We start from the raw sequence: 13,779 nt of genomic DNA, 5'->3' as shown, positions 1-13,779 counted from the left end.
CAGATCAACTGCGCCCGACCAAGAGCCAGGAATAAGATAAGACGATGCGTTGGGGGGCGAGAAAGCATCTTGAAGCGATGTGCTGGAGGGCTCTGGCCGAAAATTTTTTGAGGGGGAGGATATAATGCGTGAAGATGCAATCGCGGCGGACGGCATTGGTCGCGAGGTGATCGAGGCGGGCTTGCAGGATGGCGGCCTCAGGCTAAACGTCGAGAACTTCGACTGGGGATCCGAACACTACGAGCGAAATGGCACAAGATGCCGTCGAACGGCTTATCGGCTCTCGCGAAATTTCAGACCCGTCGTCGGGAACCGGCCACGGTCAGCATCGCATTGACATGTCCCTCGGCTCAGTGGCACTGCTCATGGAGGGATATACCCAAGCAGAGCATAATTTTTGTCGGCTTGCCCATTCTTTGGTATCTCGTTCGTCGCCAAAACCCTGCAATGAGTGCAGAATAGCGGCATCTTTCAACGGCTGTTCCAATTCTCGCCGCCGATCGCTATCGACCTGCCGCAAAAGCCGCTTCGTGCGTTCCGTGAATGGTTACTGCGCGAGTTCGGCCTGTACTAAGTGACGGGTGCTGCACGGCACCGCATTGCGCTCTCGGAGGGGAACCCCTCGTAATCAGGCTGAAAATGCCGCAACGCCTATAAAACCGTGCGTCTTCAAAATGACCCAGACAAATAGTTGTAGCAGGGAGTGGATATGGTCTTTCGCTTGAAGGAACGCCTCGGCAGGAAGTTTGAAGAGGAAGTACGTTTCTTCAAGGGCTGGCAAAAAGACAGGAAACGAGTGGGCGCGATCATGCCAACGTCCGTTTATGCCGCGCGCCGTATTGCAAGCGTGATCAACCCAGCGTCGGGAATGCCGGTTCTTGAACTTGGCGCCGGAACCGGCGTCATCACCAAGGCCATTTTGGAAAGGGGCATTAAACCTCATCAGCTGATTTCGGTTGAATATTCCGAGGATTTCTATCAGCGCCTGACGCGCGGCTTTCCGGGCGTGAATTTCCGATTGGGCGATGCGTTCGCGCTAGGGGAAGTGCTTGCCGATCGGCACGGCGAGCAATTCGACTGCGTTATAAGTGCGGTGCCTCTGTTAAGCTTTCCGATGGAACAGCGCGTTGCCTTGCTTGAAGATTTGCTGGCCCGCATTCCGGCTGGCAGACCTGTGATCCAGATCACCTACGGACTCTTGTCACCGGTGATCAAAATGCCCGACCGCTATGTCGTGTCCCACTATGATTTCGTTGTCCGCAATATCCCGCCCGCACAGCTCTGGACTTACCGACGAGCAGTCTGACGCCGTGGCGCGCGGAGGACGGCAGCGTTTCGCAAAATCATGCTGAAGCACAGGATGTGCTGGTCACGAGATGGGCCGTTGTGCTCATGTCGCTCCCGTTTTTCAGTAGCCCGCTATGCCCTTTAGCAGGGGGGTGTTTACTCCCGAAGAAATCGCGCTATTCGGGCGCGTATTTGATCGAACTGGCGTTCCCAACGAAACCGAGGCCGATCGCGAGCGGCGGGCATCCAAAATCATCTATCGCTACCAGGCCGGCATCACGGGTGAGGCGGAGCTCGTCGAGCTCGCTCGCAAGAAGGGCCTTGCCCGGGCTCCGCTTTCGGCGCCGCTGCCGAATTCACCACGGCTGCGAAAATCTCGCGACGGCGTATCAGTGCGGGACCCGCCCACCATTTTTGGAAGGTGCCCCCCCTTGCGGGTGCTTTGGCGCAAACCATGCCTTCCGGTCCCTGACCATTTCGTAGCCGTCGCCTCTTTCAGCCGGCCGACTCTCCCGACCGCCGGATCGATGATGACGGTCTCCTCTGGAATAGTTTTGGCGGGCTGCGCCGTCTTACGGTGCTTCCGGCCGATCGGCAAACCACCGCAAGGCGATCACTCAGATGGATGCAATCTCCTGGAGCTTCTCGAAAACAAACAGCTTGCCTTTGCGCACGCTGTCTTCGAGTGATCTCGCATTCGCCAGATGCGCCGCAATCGCGCTGGCCAGCATGCAACCCGTCCCGCGCATCGATGCGGCAAGGCGTGGTGTGTCGAAGTGGATTGGCTGCTGATCGGAACGCAACAGAATGTCTGTCGATCGGGGTCCCGTTGCATGACCACCCTTGATCAGCAGGGCCTGCGCGCCGGTGGCCAACAATTCCCGGCCTTGTCTGACCGCGCCGTCCTCATCCACTGCCGGTTCCGAGCCAACAAGGAGCGCCAGCTCGATGAGATTGGGAATGACGACCCGGCAAAGCGGCATCAGATCGCGCTTCATGACGGCGATGGCACCTGTTGCCAGCAGCGCCCGGCCTGACGTCGAGGCCAGCACCGAGTCGAGCACCGCCGGCACCTGCGGATTTTCGCGCAGCACGGTGGCAACGGCAACGATGATCTCGGCCGTTGCGAGCATGCCTATCTTGATGGCCGCGACCTTGTTGGCCTGAAGTGCCGCCCGCATTTGATCGGCCACCAGACCGGGTTGACAAGGATGGATCGCCGTGACGGCTTCGTGCGTCTGCACCGTTAGCGCCGTGACAGCAAGGCAGGTGCGCACGCCAATGGAAGAGATCGTCTCGATGTCGCGCGCGATGCCGGCGCCACCGCTGGAGTCCGACCCACCGACAACAAGCACATGCGGTTCTCGCTTCAGCGCCATCGGTCCGTCTTTTCGATCCATTCTCGCGTGCGCGCTTCGGGGTCGTCCTTCAGCGTAATGTCGGTCACCACCGCGGCGCTATCCGCGCCAGCCGCAAAGACACCGTCGAGCCGGTCTGGGTTGAGGCCACCAATGGCGACCAATGGAATCGGTGCGACCCGGCGCTTCCATTCGCTGATCCGTTCGATCCCTTGCGGCGCCCATTTCATCTTCTTCAGGATGGTCGGGTAGATGGGGCCGAGCGCGATATAGTCGGGCTCGGCGAACATCGCCGTTTCCAGTTCGATATCATCATGTGTGCTCAGTCCGAGCCTGACGCCGGCTGCCCGAATCCGTGAAAGGTCGGCGGTCTGCAAATCCTCCTGGCCGAGATGCACGAAGTCGCAGCCTTCCTTGATCGCCAGCCGCCAGTAATCATTGATGATGAGCTGGCACCGGTATCGAGCGCACAAGGCCTTCGCCTTGCGGATCTCCGCGCGCAACCCGGCCTCATCCATGGTCTTGATGCGAAGCTGCACCAGCCTGACGCCGAGCGGCACCAGCCGTTCGATCCAGGCAGTGCTGTCGACGATCAGGTAGAAAGGATCGAGCTTCATGAAAACACCGCCCTGCCGATCGTCGGTGTCGATGGCACGGCGACGTCACGCGGTTCGAGCGTTCCCGAACTGAAAGCCTCACGACCGGCCTCGACCGCCTTGCCGAACGCACGCGCCATGCCGACCGGATCGGCCGCCTTGGCGACCGCCGTGTTCAGCAGCACGGCGTCGAAGCCGAGTTCCATGACAGTTGCCGCGTGCGACGGACGCCCGAGCCCCGCATCCACAATCAGCGGGACATCGGGGAAATGTCCGCGCATCGAGCGCAGTGCCATAATGTTGACCGGCCCCAGCGCCGAGCCGATCGGGGCGCACCACGGCATCAAGACCTTGCAGCCCGCCGCAAGCAGCCGCTCCGCGACAACAAGGTCATCGGTGGTATAGGGGAATACCGCAAAACCGTCTTCACACAGGATGCGGGCGGCTTCGACCAGGCCGAACACATCCGGCTGCAGCGTATCGTGGTTGCCGATCACTTCGAGCTTGATCCAGCTCGTGCCGAAGACTTCGCGCGCCATTTTCGCGGTCATGACCGCTTCCTTGACGGAGTGGCAGCCAGCAGTGTTGGGCAGGATTTTGACGCCGAGCGAGCGGATCAACGACCAGAATTGTTCGCCGGCCCTACCGCCTGCCATTTCACGGCGCAACGAGACGGTCACCACGGAAGTGCCCGAAGCGTTGACGGCATCGGCAAGGATGGCCGGCGAAGGATATTGCGCGGTGCCGAGAAGCAGGCGCGACGGAAGCTCGGTTCCATAAAGCTCGAGCATGGTCTAGCCACCCTGCATGGGCGAGAGGATTTCGATCCGGTCGCCGTCGCTCAACTGGAACTCCGCCCGCTTGGCCTTGTGCACGAGGTCGCTGTTGACGGCCGTTGCCAGCCAGTCGCCCTCATAGTCGAGCGCGGCAAGCAGTTCGGCCAGCGTGGTGGCGGCAAGCTCATGCGCTTCGCCGTTGACGGTCAGTCTCATGAGCAAGCTCCTTGGTTCTGTCTTGACTGAAAACCAGGTCGGCAGCCTGGCGCGCCATGGCGGGGGCGAGGAGAAAACCGTGACGATAGAGCCCGTTGATCGCGATGATCTCACCGTTCGCTTCGACGCGCGGCAGGTTGTCGGGAAAGGCTGGACGAACGCCGACACCGGCTTCAACGATCTCGGCCTCGCCAAAGGCTGGATGGAGGGCATAGGCGGCACCCAGAAGCTCCATCATGGAACGCACTGTCACCGGTCCGGCGGACTGGCTTTCAATCATCGTCGCGCCAATCATGAAACGATGCTCGGTGCGCGGCACCGCATAGAGTGGAAAGCGCGGATGCAGCAGCCTGACCGGGCGCGACAGCGAGATATCAGGCGTGCGCAGGATCAGCATCTCGCCGCGAACGCCGCGCAGCCTGTCATCGGCTGCTGCCATTCCGGTGCAGTCGATCTGACGATCGAAACCGGAACCATGCCGGGCCTCGCAGCCGAAGTGGAATTCGACACCCATGGCCGAGAGCTTGTCATGAAGTGCCGCGATCGCCTGGCGCGGGTCGAGATGAGCCTCATCGGGAAACAGCAATCCGCGCCGGAAGCGGCCGGCGAGGTCGGGCTCCAGGATCGCAATTTCGTCCTCATCGACACGCCGATGCCCCGACGTGCGACTGGCGAACCGGTCGAGCTCGCCGGCATCACGCGGCGCGGCCACGACCAGCGTTCCGGCCCGTGTCACCTGACCCGGCAGGGCCGCATCCCACCAGTCGGCGGCGTCGCGTCCGAGATCCAGCACCAGCTGTTCGGCACTTTCACGCTCGCACCATGGCGCCAGCATGCCGCCGGCGCACCATGACGCATTGCCACCGATGCCACGCCAGGTCTCGACGACGGTCACCGCCGCGCCGCGAGCTGCGAGCTCAAAGGCGGCAGTGAGGCCGGCGACGCCGGCCCCTTTTACGAGCGCCCTCATGACGATTCCGGCGCCTCTGGCATGAGCGGTACGCCGGTCTCGTCTACCGGCAAGTAGAGATCGCCGCCCTCGCGGTATTTCGTCGCCATCGCCGCCATGCCCTCTTTCTGTGCCTCGGCACGGATGTCGTGGGAGATACGCATGGAGCAGAATTTCGGCCCGCACATCGAGCAGAAATGGGCCACCTTGTGCGCCTCCTTGGGCAAGGTCTGGTCGTGGAAGGACCGCGCGGTTTCAGGATCGAGCGACAGGTTGAACTGGTCTTCCCAGCGGAACTCGAAGCGCGCACGGGAAAGGGCATCATCCCTGACTTTCGCTGCCGGATGGCCTTTCGCCAGATCGGCGGCATGGGCAGCGATCTTGTAGGTGATCACGCCAATCTTGACATCGTTGCGATCGGGAAGGCCGAGATGCTCCTTGGGCGTGACATAGCAGAGCATGGCGGTGCCGAACCAGCCGATCATCGCAGCGCCAATGCCTGAGGTGATGTGGTCGTAGCCCGGCGCGATGTCGGTCGTCAGCGGCCCAAGCGTATAGAACGGCGCCTCGCCGCAGACGGTGAGCTGCTTGTCCATGTTCTCCTTGATCTTGTGCATCGGCACGTGGCCGGGCCCCTCGATCATCACCTGGCAATCCTTGGCCCAGGCGATCTTCGTCAGCTCACCCAGCGTTTCCAACTCGGCGAATTGCGCCGCGTCGTTGGCATCGGCGATGGAGCCTGGACGAAGGCCGTCGCCGAGCGAGAAGGACACGTCATAGGCGCGGCAGATGTCGCAGATCTCGGCAAAGTGCTCGTAGAGGAAGCTTTCCCGGTGGTGGTGCAAGCACCATTTGGCCATGATCGACCCGCCGCGCGAGACGATGCCCGTGACCCGGTTCACGGTCAGCGGAATGTAGTGCAGCCGCACGCCGCCGTGGATGGTGAAATAGTCGACGCCTTGTTCGGCCTGTTCGATCAGCGTGTCGCGGTAGACCTCCCAGGTCAGGTCCTCGGCGACGCCGCCGACCTTTTCGAGCGCCTGGTAAAGCGGCACCGTACCGATCGGCACCGGTGAATTGCGCACGATCCAGTCGCGGATGTTGTGGATGTTGCGGCCGGTCGACAGGTCCATCACGGTATCGGCGCCCCAGCGGATCGCCCAGACCATTTTTTCGACCTCTTCGGCCATCGACGAGGTGACGGCGGAATTTCCGATATTGGCGTTGATCTTGACCAGGAAATTGCGGCCGATGATCATCGGTTCGCTCTCTGGGTGGTTGATGTTGGCGGGAATGATGGCCCGCCCGCGCGCCACCTCGTCGCGGACGAATTCGGGCGTGACGAAATCGGGAACAGCGGCGCCGAAGCTCTCACCGTCGCGCTGCAGCTTGCCGCGGGCGATCTCGCGGCCGAGGTTTTCGCGGATGGCGACGAACTCCATCTCGGGCGTGATGATGCCGGCGCGCGCGTAGGCGATCTGTGTCACCGCCTTGCCGGCCTTGGCCCTGAGCGGTCGGTCGCGGACCGGAAATTCCGGTGTCAGGCGCTCGCCCGCCGCGAATCCATTGTCTTCTGGCCGGACATGGCGGCCGTCATAGGCTTCGACATCGGCACGCGCGGTAATCCATTCATGGCGAAGCCGGGCAAGGCCTTTCTCGATGCTGGTTTCGACCGTCGGGTCGGTATAGGGGCCGGACGGATCGTAGACGGTGACGGGCGGTTCGCCCGCTGTCGGATGGACGGAGATTTCGCGCATCGGCACTTTGATGTGCGGGTGGATGGTACCGAGCTTGTGGATCTTCCGTGAGGCAGGCAGCGGTCCCGTTGAGACGGCTGGGGTGAGGGCATTCATCTTGAGGCTCCTTTGCTCATGCATTGGAGACCCAGTTCTGTGCCGGAAGGATGAGACGCTTTGGCTGCCCTGTTTGGAAACAGGACTTCGGGCGTGAACTCCCGCAAAGCGCTTGCACCGTCCCTACGCCAGTATGAACTGGATCAGGTTCAACGGGTCACTGCGCGCTCTAGCAGTATCTCAGCCCCTTGCCGGGACTCCCCTGGTGAATGCGCCGAATTGAACGGGCCGGCGCTATTTTGTCAAGCGCATTTGGCCGCGCCGGTGATCGGCAGCCAATCAAGTCGTGCTGAAAGGCTGACGAATGCGTTGGGGAAAGTCACGCCCCGGAGACCAGGGCAGGAATGGCCAAAGCTTCATTCGCCTCGTCAAGGATGGAGAAACTGTAGCGGCCATCTGCGTCAAGGTCGACGGAGTAGCTCAGGCGGTCGAGTATGTGGTTGTCCTGGTCGAACGTGACGATCCGCGGCTTCAGCGAGGTGATTTCAGCTTCGTCCAAATAGATGGAGTTGCAGACAATGATCTGGTCGTCTGGCTGGCAGGTGCGAGCGGCCGCGCCGTTGAGGATACAGCAGCGTGAGCCACGCTCGCCCAGAATGACATAGGTCGAAATCCGTGCACCGGAATTCTTGTTCCATATCTCCACGAATTCCATCGGCAGGATCCCTGCGGCTTCACAGTGGTCGGGGTCGAGCGTTATCGAGCCGTGGTAGTTGAGGTTCGCTTCGGTGACGTAGATGCCGTGCAACTTGCCGGCGACTAGTTTTCGCATTGGTCTGTTGTCCTATCCACCATTCATGATCAGTCCTGCGCGCGGCTGAGTCGCCCCGTTAAATTCCGACCACCAGCGCACCGCCGCTGAGACCGGCACCTGCCGCCGCCAGCAGCTCTTTCTGGTGGATCAGCGATAGGGAGAGTCGCGGCGGAAGAGTTGCCGTAGCCGGTGATCGTCTTGACGATTGCTTGATCCGCTATGCCAAGATTCCTCCCGACCACATCGAAAATACGGGCATTGGCCTGATGCGGCAGAACCGGCCAACATCCTGTGGTCGCACTCCTGCAGCGGCAAGCGCGCTTGTCGAGCAATCGGTCATCATCTCGACAGCCTTGGTGAACACCTCGCGACCGCCAGTCATCGTCATCCGGGTTTGCCCAGCTTTGCTGGGTCTTTGCTGTCTGATTGACGATGATCGGAAAGGACATTTTGACTCACTCCGTTCGTACTTCAGGCGATCATGAGCCCCGATAGTCGAGGCCGATATCCAGGATCGGCGCGCTGTGGGTCAGTCGACCGATGGAAATCAGGTCGACGCCGGTCGCGGCAATCGCTCGCGCCGTGTCGGATGTGATCCCGCCCGAAGCCTCGGTGATCGCGCGACCGCCAACGATTGCGACGGCGCGGCGGAGGTCGTCGAGGGACATGTTGTCGAGCAGGACAGCATCAGGAGCGAAGCCAAGTGCCTCCTCCAACTGAGCCAGTGTATCGATCTCGACTTCGATCTTGACCAGATGACCGGCACCGCTTCGTGCCCGCTCAAGCGCGGGACGAATGCCGCCGGCGATGGCGATGTGGTTGTCCTTGATCAGAACGGCATCGTCGAGGCCGAAGCGGTGATTGGATCCGCCACCGGCGCGTACTGCGTATTTCTCCAGCGCTCGCAATCCAGGCGTCGTCTTGCGGGTGCAGACGATCTTCGCGCCATGTCCGCGAACCGCGGCGACGATCGATGCCGTTGCTGTAGCGATTCCGCTCAGATGGCACAGGAAATTGAGTGCTGTCCGTTCGGCTGTGAGAATGGCCCGGGCCGGTCCAACCACGGATGCAATGACCTCTCCCCGCGTGACATTGTTGCCGTCTGCCCGCCCCACCGAGATTTCGACATCAGGATCGATCAGGCGGAAAGCGAGCATCGCCAGATCGAGGCCGGCGACAACGCCGGACTGGCGCGCCGCCAGCACGGTCCTCGCATAGTGTTGCTTCGGGACTACGGCTTCCGTGGTCACGTCGCCGGCTCTGCCAAGGTCTTCGAGAAGAGCTGCTCGTACAAGCGGCTCAAGCATGACCATGGGAAGCGGTGAGAGCTTCATCATCACTTAGCCCCTTCGAGGCTTGGAGAGTGTGCGAGCTCCCGCGCTGCCGCCAAGGCATCTACGAGAGTGAGTTCAAAGCGTCGGGCGACGGCAGCACGATGCGGAAAGTCGGCGCGGTAGTGAGCGCCGCGGCTTTCTTCGCGCGACAAGGCGGCGATCGCGATCATCAAGCCGACAGCCGCCGGATCCGATGCCGCGTCCTTGCCTTCGGCAAGCGGCAACAAGGCACGTGCAGTTGCTTTCAAACCTTCGCTATCCCGCACGATGCCGAGCGCTCGCGACAAGAGAGGGCGCACAGTCCTTGGATCGGGCGCAGGGAAATCGTTTGCAGTCGCCAGCTTTGTTCGCAGGACAGGAGTTCCTGCCAGACTTTCAGCGACGCAGCGCGCGCAGACAACCGCCTCGGTCAACGAGTTGCTGGCGAGCCTGTTGGCGCCGTGCAGCCCGGTCGAGGCGACTTCGCCGCAAGCCCAAAGCCCTGTAACGGAGGTGCGACCGGAGCCATCCACGGCAACACCACCCATATGGTAATGCTGGGCGGGACGAATGGGAATGAGGTCATACGCCGGATCGATGCCAGCATCGCGACAGGCCGAAGCAATCGTCGGAAACCGCCGCGCGAATGTTGGGCCGGCCTTGTCCCGCGCATCGAGATAGACGCGATGGCCTTTCGAAAGATGCTCCCAGATGGCTCGCGCCACAACGTCGCGCGGCGCGAGTTCCGCACCCTGTAGGCCGTCGAGAAAGCGCCGGCCTGTTTCATCGACGACTGTCGCGCCTTCGCCGCGAACAGCCTCACTGATGAGCTGCATGGGGCGGTCCGGCCCGTCAAGCGCGGTCGGGTGGAACTGGATGAATTCCATATCGGCAAGGACAGCACCCGCGCGCGCTGCAAGTGCCAGGCCCTGTCCGCAACTACTCAAAGGATTGGTGGTGTCGAAAAACAGCCCGCCAATCCCGCCGGTGGCGAGGACAACCCGTCGCGAGCCAAAGAACACAGGACCCATTGAACAGCTTGCCCAGACGCCCTGGACCGCATTCTCGCTCACCGCCAGCCGGCGCGCTTCTACGCCTTCCACAACTACAATCGACGGCGTGGAACGCACGGCCGCTGCCAAGGCACGCATGACCTCGCGCCCGCTGCCATCGCCGCCGGCATGGACAATGCGCCGGCGGCCGTGCGCCGCCTCCAGTCCGAGGCGCAATGACCCTTCCGGCGTGCGGTCGAAGCGGACCCCGAAGCCCTCCAGCGTCTCAATCGCGCCGGGCGCCGCGTGCAGGATGCGGCTCGCCATTTCAGCGTCGCACAACCCATCGCCGGCGACGAGCGTGTCGGCGAGATGCAGTGCTGGATTGTCGTCATCGCCGAGGCTGGCGGCCAGGCCGCCCTGTGCCCACGTGCTCGAAGCGTCAAGTCCGAGTGGCGTCCTGGAAACAAGAAGCACCGGCTCGGGTGCCAGATGAAGCGCGGTCATCAGCCCGGCAATGCCGCCGCCGATAATAATAGGTCTGCCAAAGAAGCTGCGGACGTCCGCATTCATATGGCCAGCATCCGCTCGACGGCCAGCCGGGCCCGGCCGGCAATCCCGGGATCGATGCTCACGACATGGCGGTTTTGCTGCAGGGCCTCGCGGATGTTGCCCAGCGTGATCCGCTTCATGTGCGGGCACAGGTTGCAGGGGCGGATGAACTCGACGTCGGGATGATCGACCGCGACATTGTCGCTCATCGAGCACTCCGTCATCAGCACGACCCGCGCCGGCTTTTTTTGTCCGACATAGTCGGACATGGCGGCCGTGGAGCCGGAGAAATCGGCTTCGGCGACCACTTCCGGCGGGCATTCGGGGTGCGCCAGCACCGTCACGCCGGGATGATCCTCGCGCAACTGGCGGATATCGGCCGGGCTGAACCGCTCATGCACCTCGCAATGGCCTTTCCAGGCAATGATCTTCACGGCGGTCTGGGCGGCGATATTCTGGGCCAGATATTCATCCGGCAGCATGATCACCTGCGGCACGCCCAGCGCTTCAACGATCGCCTTGGCATTGCCCGACGTGCAGCAGATGTCGGACTCCGCCTTCACGGCGGCGGAGGTGTTGACATAGGTGACGATCGGCACCCCGGGATAACGCTGCCGCAGGAGCCGGACATCCGCGGCGGTGATGGAGTCGGCCAGCGAACAGCCGGCTTGCGCGTCCGGAATGAGCACGGTCTTGTCCGGGTTGAGCAGCTTGGCCGTCTCGGCCATGAAATGCACCCCGGCGAGAACGATCACGTCTGCTTCGACCGTCATCGCCTTGCGGGCGAGCGCCAGGCTGTCGCCAACGATGTCGGCGACGCAGTGGAAGATCTCCGGCGTCTGATAATTATGCGCCAGGATGACCGCGTTTCTTTGCCGTTTGAGGTCAAGGATGGCCTCGATATCCCCAGCAAACACCGGCCATTCAATGGGGGGAATGACACGTTTGACCCGATCGTACAGGGCGGCGCTGCGCGCGAAGACTTCCGCCATTTTTCAGTCCCCTTAATACTCAAAAAGAGTATATATAGGGCATATGCTTATAGAGAGTATAAGGAATGTCAAGCACGCGAAAGCGGCAATTTCGTCCCGGCGACTGCGCGCTCGGCCAGGACACCATGCCGGAAGCGAAACAGCTTGGCCGGTCGGCCGCCAGTGTCGGTCGTCGAGCTGCCGGTCTCTTCGACAAGCTCCTGCTGCTCGACCAACCGACGGAAATTCTGCTTGTGCACGAGCCGGCCAGCCAGCGCCTCGACGCTGCGCTGGAGTTGAAGCAGCGTGAAGGTCGGTTGCATCAATTCGAAGACAACAGGGTGATATTTGATCTTGGCGCGCAGCCTGGCGATGCCAGTGGCCAGGATGCGACGGTGATCAGCCTGCATGGTTCGGCCGAAGACCGACAACGGAGTGTCTTGACCGTGGTTGCGGTCTGCTTCCTCCACAAACGCCGCCTCATATAGCAGTTCGTAGCGTTGCAGCACCAATTCCTCGTTCCAGGCGTAGCCATCGAGACCGAAGGCGATCGCGGCACGCTGCCAGCGGTCATCATGCATGGGGCGATCGTCGGCGGCATCTGCCCACGCCTTCAATCCCGGAATGATATCGTCCCGTAGTGAGGAGGGAACACCAGCTCGGTGATCTTCCCACGGGAAATAGTCATACCAGTTGCGCCAGGCGGCTTTGTCGGCGGAGGCCGCCTGCTCCTCCCGGGTCAATGCAAGATAGCTGATCGAAACCACGCGTTGCGCACTGCCGTTTGCCGCCCTGTCGCGATCGGCGAACGTATAGAGCTGCTCGATATAGCCCAAAGGGTGTCTTGTCTGCTGTTCGACCCAATCCCTCAATCCAGATTGCAGCGAACGATGTCCAAGCTCGAATGGGCCGGAAGGCAAGGATTGACCTCGCTCGATGGTCATTACCCGCGGCTGACCAATCGTCACCGCGACCAGCACCGCAATCAGTTCCGCGGCAATAGAATGCCGGTGACCGGTCTTTGCGGGCTGCCTCTTCGACGATGCTACCTTGTCTTGCATCTGTTCGCAGTGAGCTCCAAGTCTCGAGGGCGCGGGCGAACTAGGCAGGCCGAGCGAAAGGGTGAGCGATGCTGGGCGTCCGTCTACGCTCGTGGTGGGCGACATATGTGATCTGTTACAGCCCTTGCACGTCGCATCAATACAAATCTATGCCAAAAACCGCTGTCGTGTATTGACGTTGGGTAAGGAGGTGCCGTGACCTTGCTTGTTGTTTCACCCCAAACAAATCAGAATTCAGCAAGTCCTTCCCCGTCCACCTACGCCTCTTCGCTCTGCCCTTCCCTTTCTTCTTGCATACCTGGAACACCGGCGTTTCTCATTCTCTTCCGATTGTCCGACTGCGGGGGGAAGAGGTGCCGGCGACCAAGATATTGTGGGGGGCAGCCCCTTACCGTCCTTCTGATCGTTCTCGTCACCACCTGGTGCGCGGCACAACGGATGGCATGGCGGTTCGGCCTCCAACCGCAGCTGGGCTCGCCGTGGTTCGAACTCGCTGGTGAGTTGGTATATCCACCACCCGCATTCTTCTGGTGGTGGTTTTTCTACGATACCTATGCGCCGACGGTCTTCATCGAGGGCGCGCTGATCGCGGCAGCGGCAGCTTTATCGCGACCGCCACAGCCATCGGAATGTCGGTATGACGCGCGCGGCAAAGAACGCTGCGACCTATTGTTCGGCGCGCCGGGCGATGCGCGACGAAATTGCGGCCGAAGGCATGATCAGTCCGGATGGCGTGGTGCTCGGCAAACTCGACCGCGGCTATTTACGTCACGACGGTCCGGAGCATGTGGTGTGCTTCGCCCGGACCCGAGCGGCAAGGGTGTAGGCCTCGTCGTGCGGTCGCTGCTCACCTGGCCGGGCCGGCCATCGTTCACGATATCAAGGGCGAGAACTGGGAGCTGATAGTCGGATGGCGATCGCCCTTCGGCCGCGTGCTGCTGATCGATCCGACCAATGCAACATGGCGGCCTTCAATCCGTTGCTGGAAGCTCAGCGAGGTGAATGGGAAGTCCGTGACGTGCATTGCCGACGTCGTGGTCGCCCCCGAGGGTCATTGGAACGTCGCAACCACTGGGAGAAGACAAGCCGTCGGGACGCGAT

The 13,779-nt window shown here is 61.7% G+C and carries 12 protein-coding genes, 2 pseudogenes and 1 riboswitch; of the genes and pseudogenes, 2 read left to right on the top strand and 12 right to left on the bottom strand.

Translation table 11 applies throughout. The annotated features are described in order from the left end of the window. Nucleotides 1–709: 709 nt before the first annotated feature. Complete coding sequence (gene pmtA / locus ABVQ20_RS19880) at nt 710–1,306, top strand: phospholipid N-methyltransferase PmtA (RefSeq protein ID WP_354461195.1); 597 nt, start codon at nt 710–712, stop codon at nt 1,304–1,306. Between the two features lie 598 nt (nt 1,307–1,904). On the opposite strand, the gene ABVQ20_RS19875 is transcribed toward pmtA, so the two are convergent. The 12 genes and pseudogenes from ABVQ20_RS19875 to ABVQ20_RS19820 form a co-directional block, all read right to left on the bottom strand. Beyond that, nucleotides 1,905–2,666, bottom strand: coding sequence for a hydroxymethylpyrimidine/phosphomethylpyrimidine kinase (locus tag ABVQ20_RS19875; protein WP_354461194.1), 762 nt, complete (start codon nt 2,664–2,666; stop codon nt 1,905–1,907). Beyond that, nucleotides 2,657–3,262, bottom strand: coding sequence for a thiamine phosphate synthase (locus tag ABVQ20_RS19870; protein WP_354461193.1), 606 nt, complete (start codon nt 3,260–3,262; stop codon nt 2,657–2,659). The genes ABVQ20_RS19875 and ABVQ20_RS19870 overlap by 10 nt, the downstream gene beginning before the upstream one ends. Beyond that, nucleotides 3,259–4,032 carry a thiazole synthase gene (locus ABVQ20_RS19865; RefSeq protein WP_354461192.1) on the bottom strand — a complete coding sequence of 258 codons (774 nt, stop codon included), beginning with the start codon at nt 4,030–4,032 and terminating at the stop codon, nt 3,259–3,261. Before ABVQ20_RS19865 ends, ABVQ20_RS19870 begins: the two co-directional genes overlap by 4 nt. 3 nt (nt 4,033–4,035) lie before the next feature. Continuing rightward, nucleotides 4,036–4,233, bottom strand: a complete 198-nt coding sequence (gene thiS / locus ABVQ20_RS19860) for a sulfur carrier protein ThiS (RefSeq protein ID WP_354461191.1) — start codon at nt 4,231–4,233, stop codon at nt 4,036–4,038. Beyond that, the gene (gene thiO / locus ABVQ20_RS19855; protein WP_354461190.1) at nt 4,202–5,203 is read right to left on the bottom strand and encodes a glycine oxidase ThiO; all 1,002 of its coding nucleotides are present in this window, start codon (nt 5,201–5,203) and stop codon (nt 4,202–4,204) included. The genes thiS and thiO overlap by 32 nt, the downstream gene beginning before the upstream one ends. Beyond that, complete coding sequence (gene thiC / locus ABVQ20_RS19850) at nt 5,200–7,035, bottom strand: phosphomethylpyrimidine synthase ThiC (protein ID WP_354461189.1); 1,836 nt, start codon at nt 7,033–7,035, stop codon at nt 5,200–5,202. The genes thiO and thiC overlap by 4 nt, the downstream gene beginning before the upstream one ends. Before the next feature lie 102 nt (nt 7,036–7,137). Beyond that, nucleotides 7,138–7,249: riboswitch (TPP riboswitch) on the bottom strand. Between the two features lie 105 nt (nt 7,250–7,354). Further along, nucleotides 7,355–7,807, bottom strand: a complete 453-nt coding sequence (panD, locus tag ABVQ20_RS19845; protein WP_354461188.1) for an aspartate 1-decarboxylase — start codon at nt 7,805–7,807, stop codon at nt 7,355–7,357. A gap of 58 nt (nt 7,808–7,865) precedes the next feature. Continuing rightward, nucleotides 7,866–8,186: pseudogene (bioZ, locus tag ABVQ20_RS19840) on the bottom strand (3-oxopimeloyl-[acyl-carrier-protein] synthase BioZ); the annotation flags it as partial. Nucleotides 8,187–8,268: 82 nt separating this feature from the next. Next, nucleotides 8,269–9,123, bottom strand: a complete 855-nt coding sequence (gene nadC / locus ABVQ20_RS19835) for a carboxylating nicotinate-nucleotide diphosphorylase (RefSeq protein WP_354462224.1) — start codon at nt 9,121–9,123, stop codon at nt 8,269–8,271. 2 nt (nt 9,124–9,125) lie between these two features. After that, the gene (locus ABVQ20_RS19830) at nt 9,126–10,667 is read right to left on the bottom strand and encodes an L-aspartate oxidase (protein WP_354461187.1); all 1,542 of its coding nucleotides are present in this window, start codon (nt 10,665–10,667) and stop codon (nt 9,126–9,128) included. Beyond that, the gene (gene nadA, locus ABVQ20_RS19825) at nt 10,664–11,638 is read right to left on the bottom strand and encodes a quinolinate synthase NadA (protein ID WP_354461186.1); all 975 of its coding nucleotides are present in this window, start codon (nt 11,636–11,638) and stop codon (nt 10,664–10,666) included. Before nadA ends, ABVQ20_RS19830 begins: the two co-directional genes overlap by 4 nt. 68 nt (nt 11,639–11,706) lie before the next feature. Beyond that, nucleotides 11,707–12,678: an NUDIX hydrolase gene (locus tag ABVQ20_RS19820; RefSeq protein ID WP_354462223.1), complete on the bottom strand. Its 972-nt coding sequence runs from the start codon at nt 12,676–12,678 to the stop codon at nt 11,707–11,709. A 353-nt stretch (nt 12,679–13,031) separates the two neighbouring features. Between ABVQ20_RS19820 and ABVQ20_RS19815 the strand changes: the two are divergent. Further along, nucleotides 13,032–13,765: pseudogene (locus tag ABVQ20_RS19815) on the top strand (type IV secretory system conjugative DNA transfer family protein); the annotation flags it as partial. Between the last annotated feature and the right edge of the window lie 14 nt (nt 13,766–13,779).

The sequence above is a fragment of the Mesorhizobium shangrilense genome, from assembly GCF_040537815.1.
GTDB classification, from domain to species: Bacteria; Pseudomonadota; Alphaproteobacteria; order Rhizobiales; family Rhizobiaceae; genus Mesorhizobium; species Mesorhizobium shangrilense.
The sequence above is the reverse complement of the archived record's forward strand: the minus strand, read 5'-3'. Positions and strand labels throughout refer to the sequence as shown.

What these genes read in the sequence shown, in the direction of transcription:
- ABVQ20_RS19820 (WP_354462223.1), bottom strand. Translation starts at nt 12,678, where the DNA reads ATGCAAGACAAGGTAGCATCGTCGAAGAGGCAGCCCGCAAAGACCGGT.
- pmtA (WP_354461195.1), top strand. Translation starts at nt 710, where the DNA reads ATGGTCTTTCGCTTGAAGGAACGCCTCGGCAGGAAGTTTGAAGAGGAA.
- thiO (WP_354461190.1), bottom strand. Translation starts at nt 5,203, where the DNA reads ATGAGGGCGCTCGTAAAAGGGGCCGGCGTCGCCGGCCTCACTGCCGCC.
- ABVQ20_RS19830 (WP_354461187.1), bottom strand. Translation starts at nt 10,667, where the DNA reads ATGAATGCGGACGTCCGCAGCTTCTTTGGCAGACCTATTATTATCGGC.
- ABVQ20_RS19870 (WP_354461193.1), bottom strand. Translation starts at nt 3,262, where the DNA reads ATGAAGCTCGATCCTTTCTACCTGATCGTCGACAGCACTGCCTGGATC.
- thiS (WP_354461191.1), bottom strand. Translation starts at nt 4,233, where the DNA reads ATGAGACTGACCGTCAACGGCGAAGCGCATGAGCTTGCCGCCACCACG.
- thiC (WP_354461189.1), bottom strand. Translation starts at nt 7,035, where the DNA reads ATGAATGCCCTCACCCCAGCCGTCTCAACGGGACCGCTGCCTGCCTCA.
- nadC (WP_354462224.1), bottom strand. Translation starts at nt 9,123, where the DNA reads ATGAAGCTCTCACCGCTTCCCATGGTCATGCTTGAGCCGCTTGTACGA.
- panD (WP_354461188.1), bottom strand. Translation starts at nt 7,807, where the DNA reads ATGCGAAAACTAGTCGCCGGCAAGTTGCACGGCATCTACGTCACCGAA.
- ABVQ20_RS19875 (WP_354461194.1), bottom strand. Translation starts at nt 2,666, where the DNA reads ATGGCGCTGAAGCGAGAACCGCATGTGCTTGTTGTCGGTGGGTCGGAC.
- ABVQ20_RS19865 (WP_354461192.1), bottom strand. Translation starts at nt 4,032, where the DNA reads ATGCTCGAGCTTTATGGAACCGAGCTTCCGTCGCGCCTGCTTCTCGGC.
- nadA (WP_354461186.1), bottom strand. Translation starts at nt 11,638, where the DNA reads ATGGCGGAAGTCTTCGCGCGCAGCGCCGCCCTGTACGATCGGGTCAAA.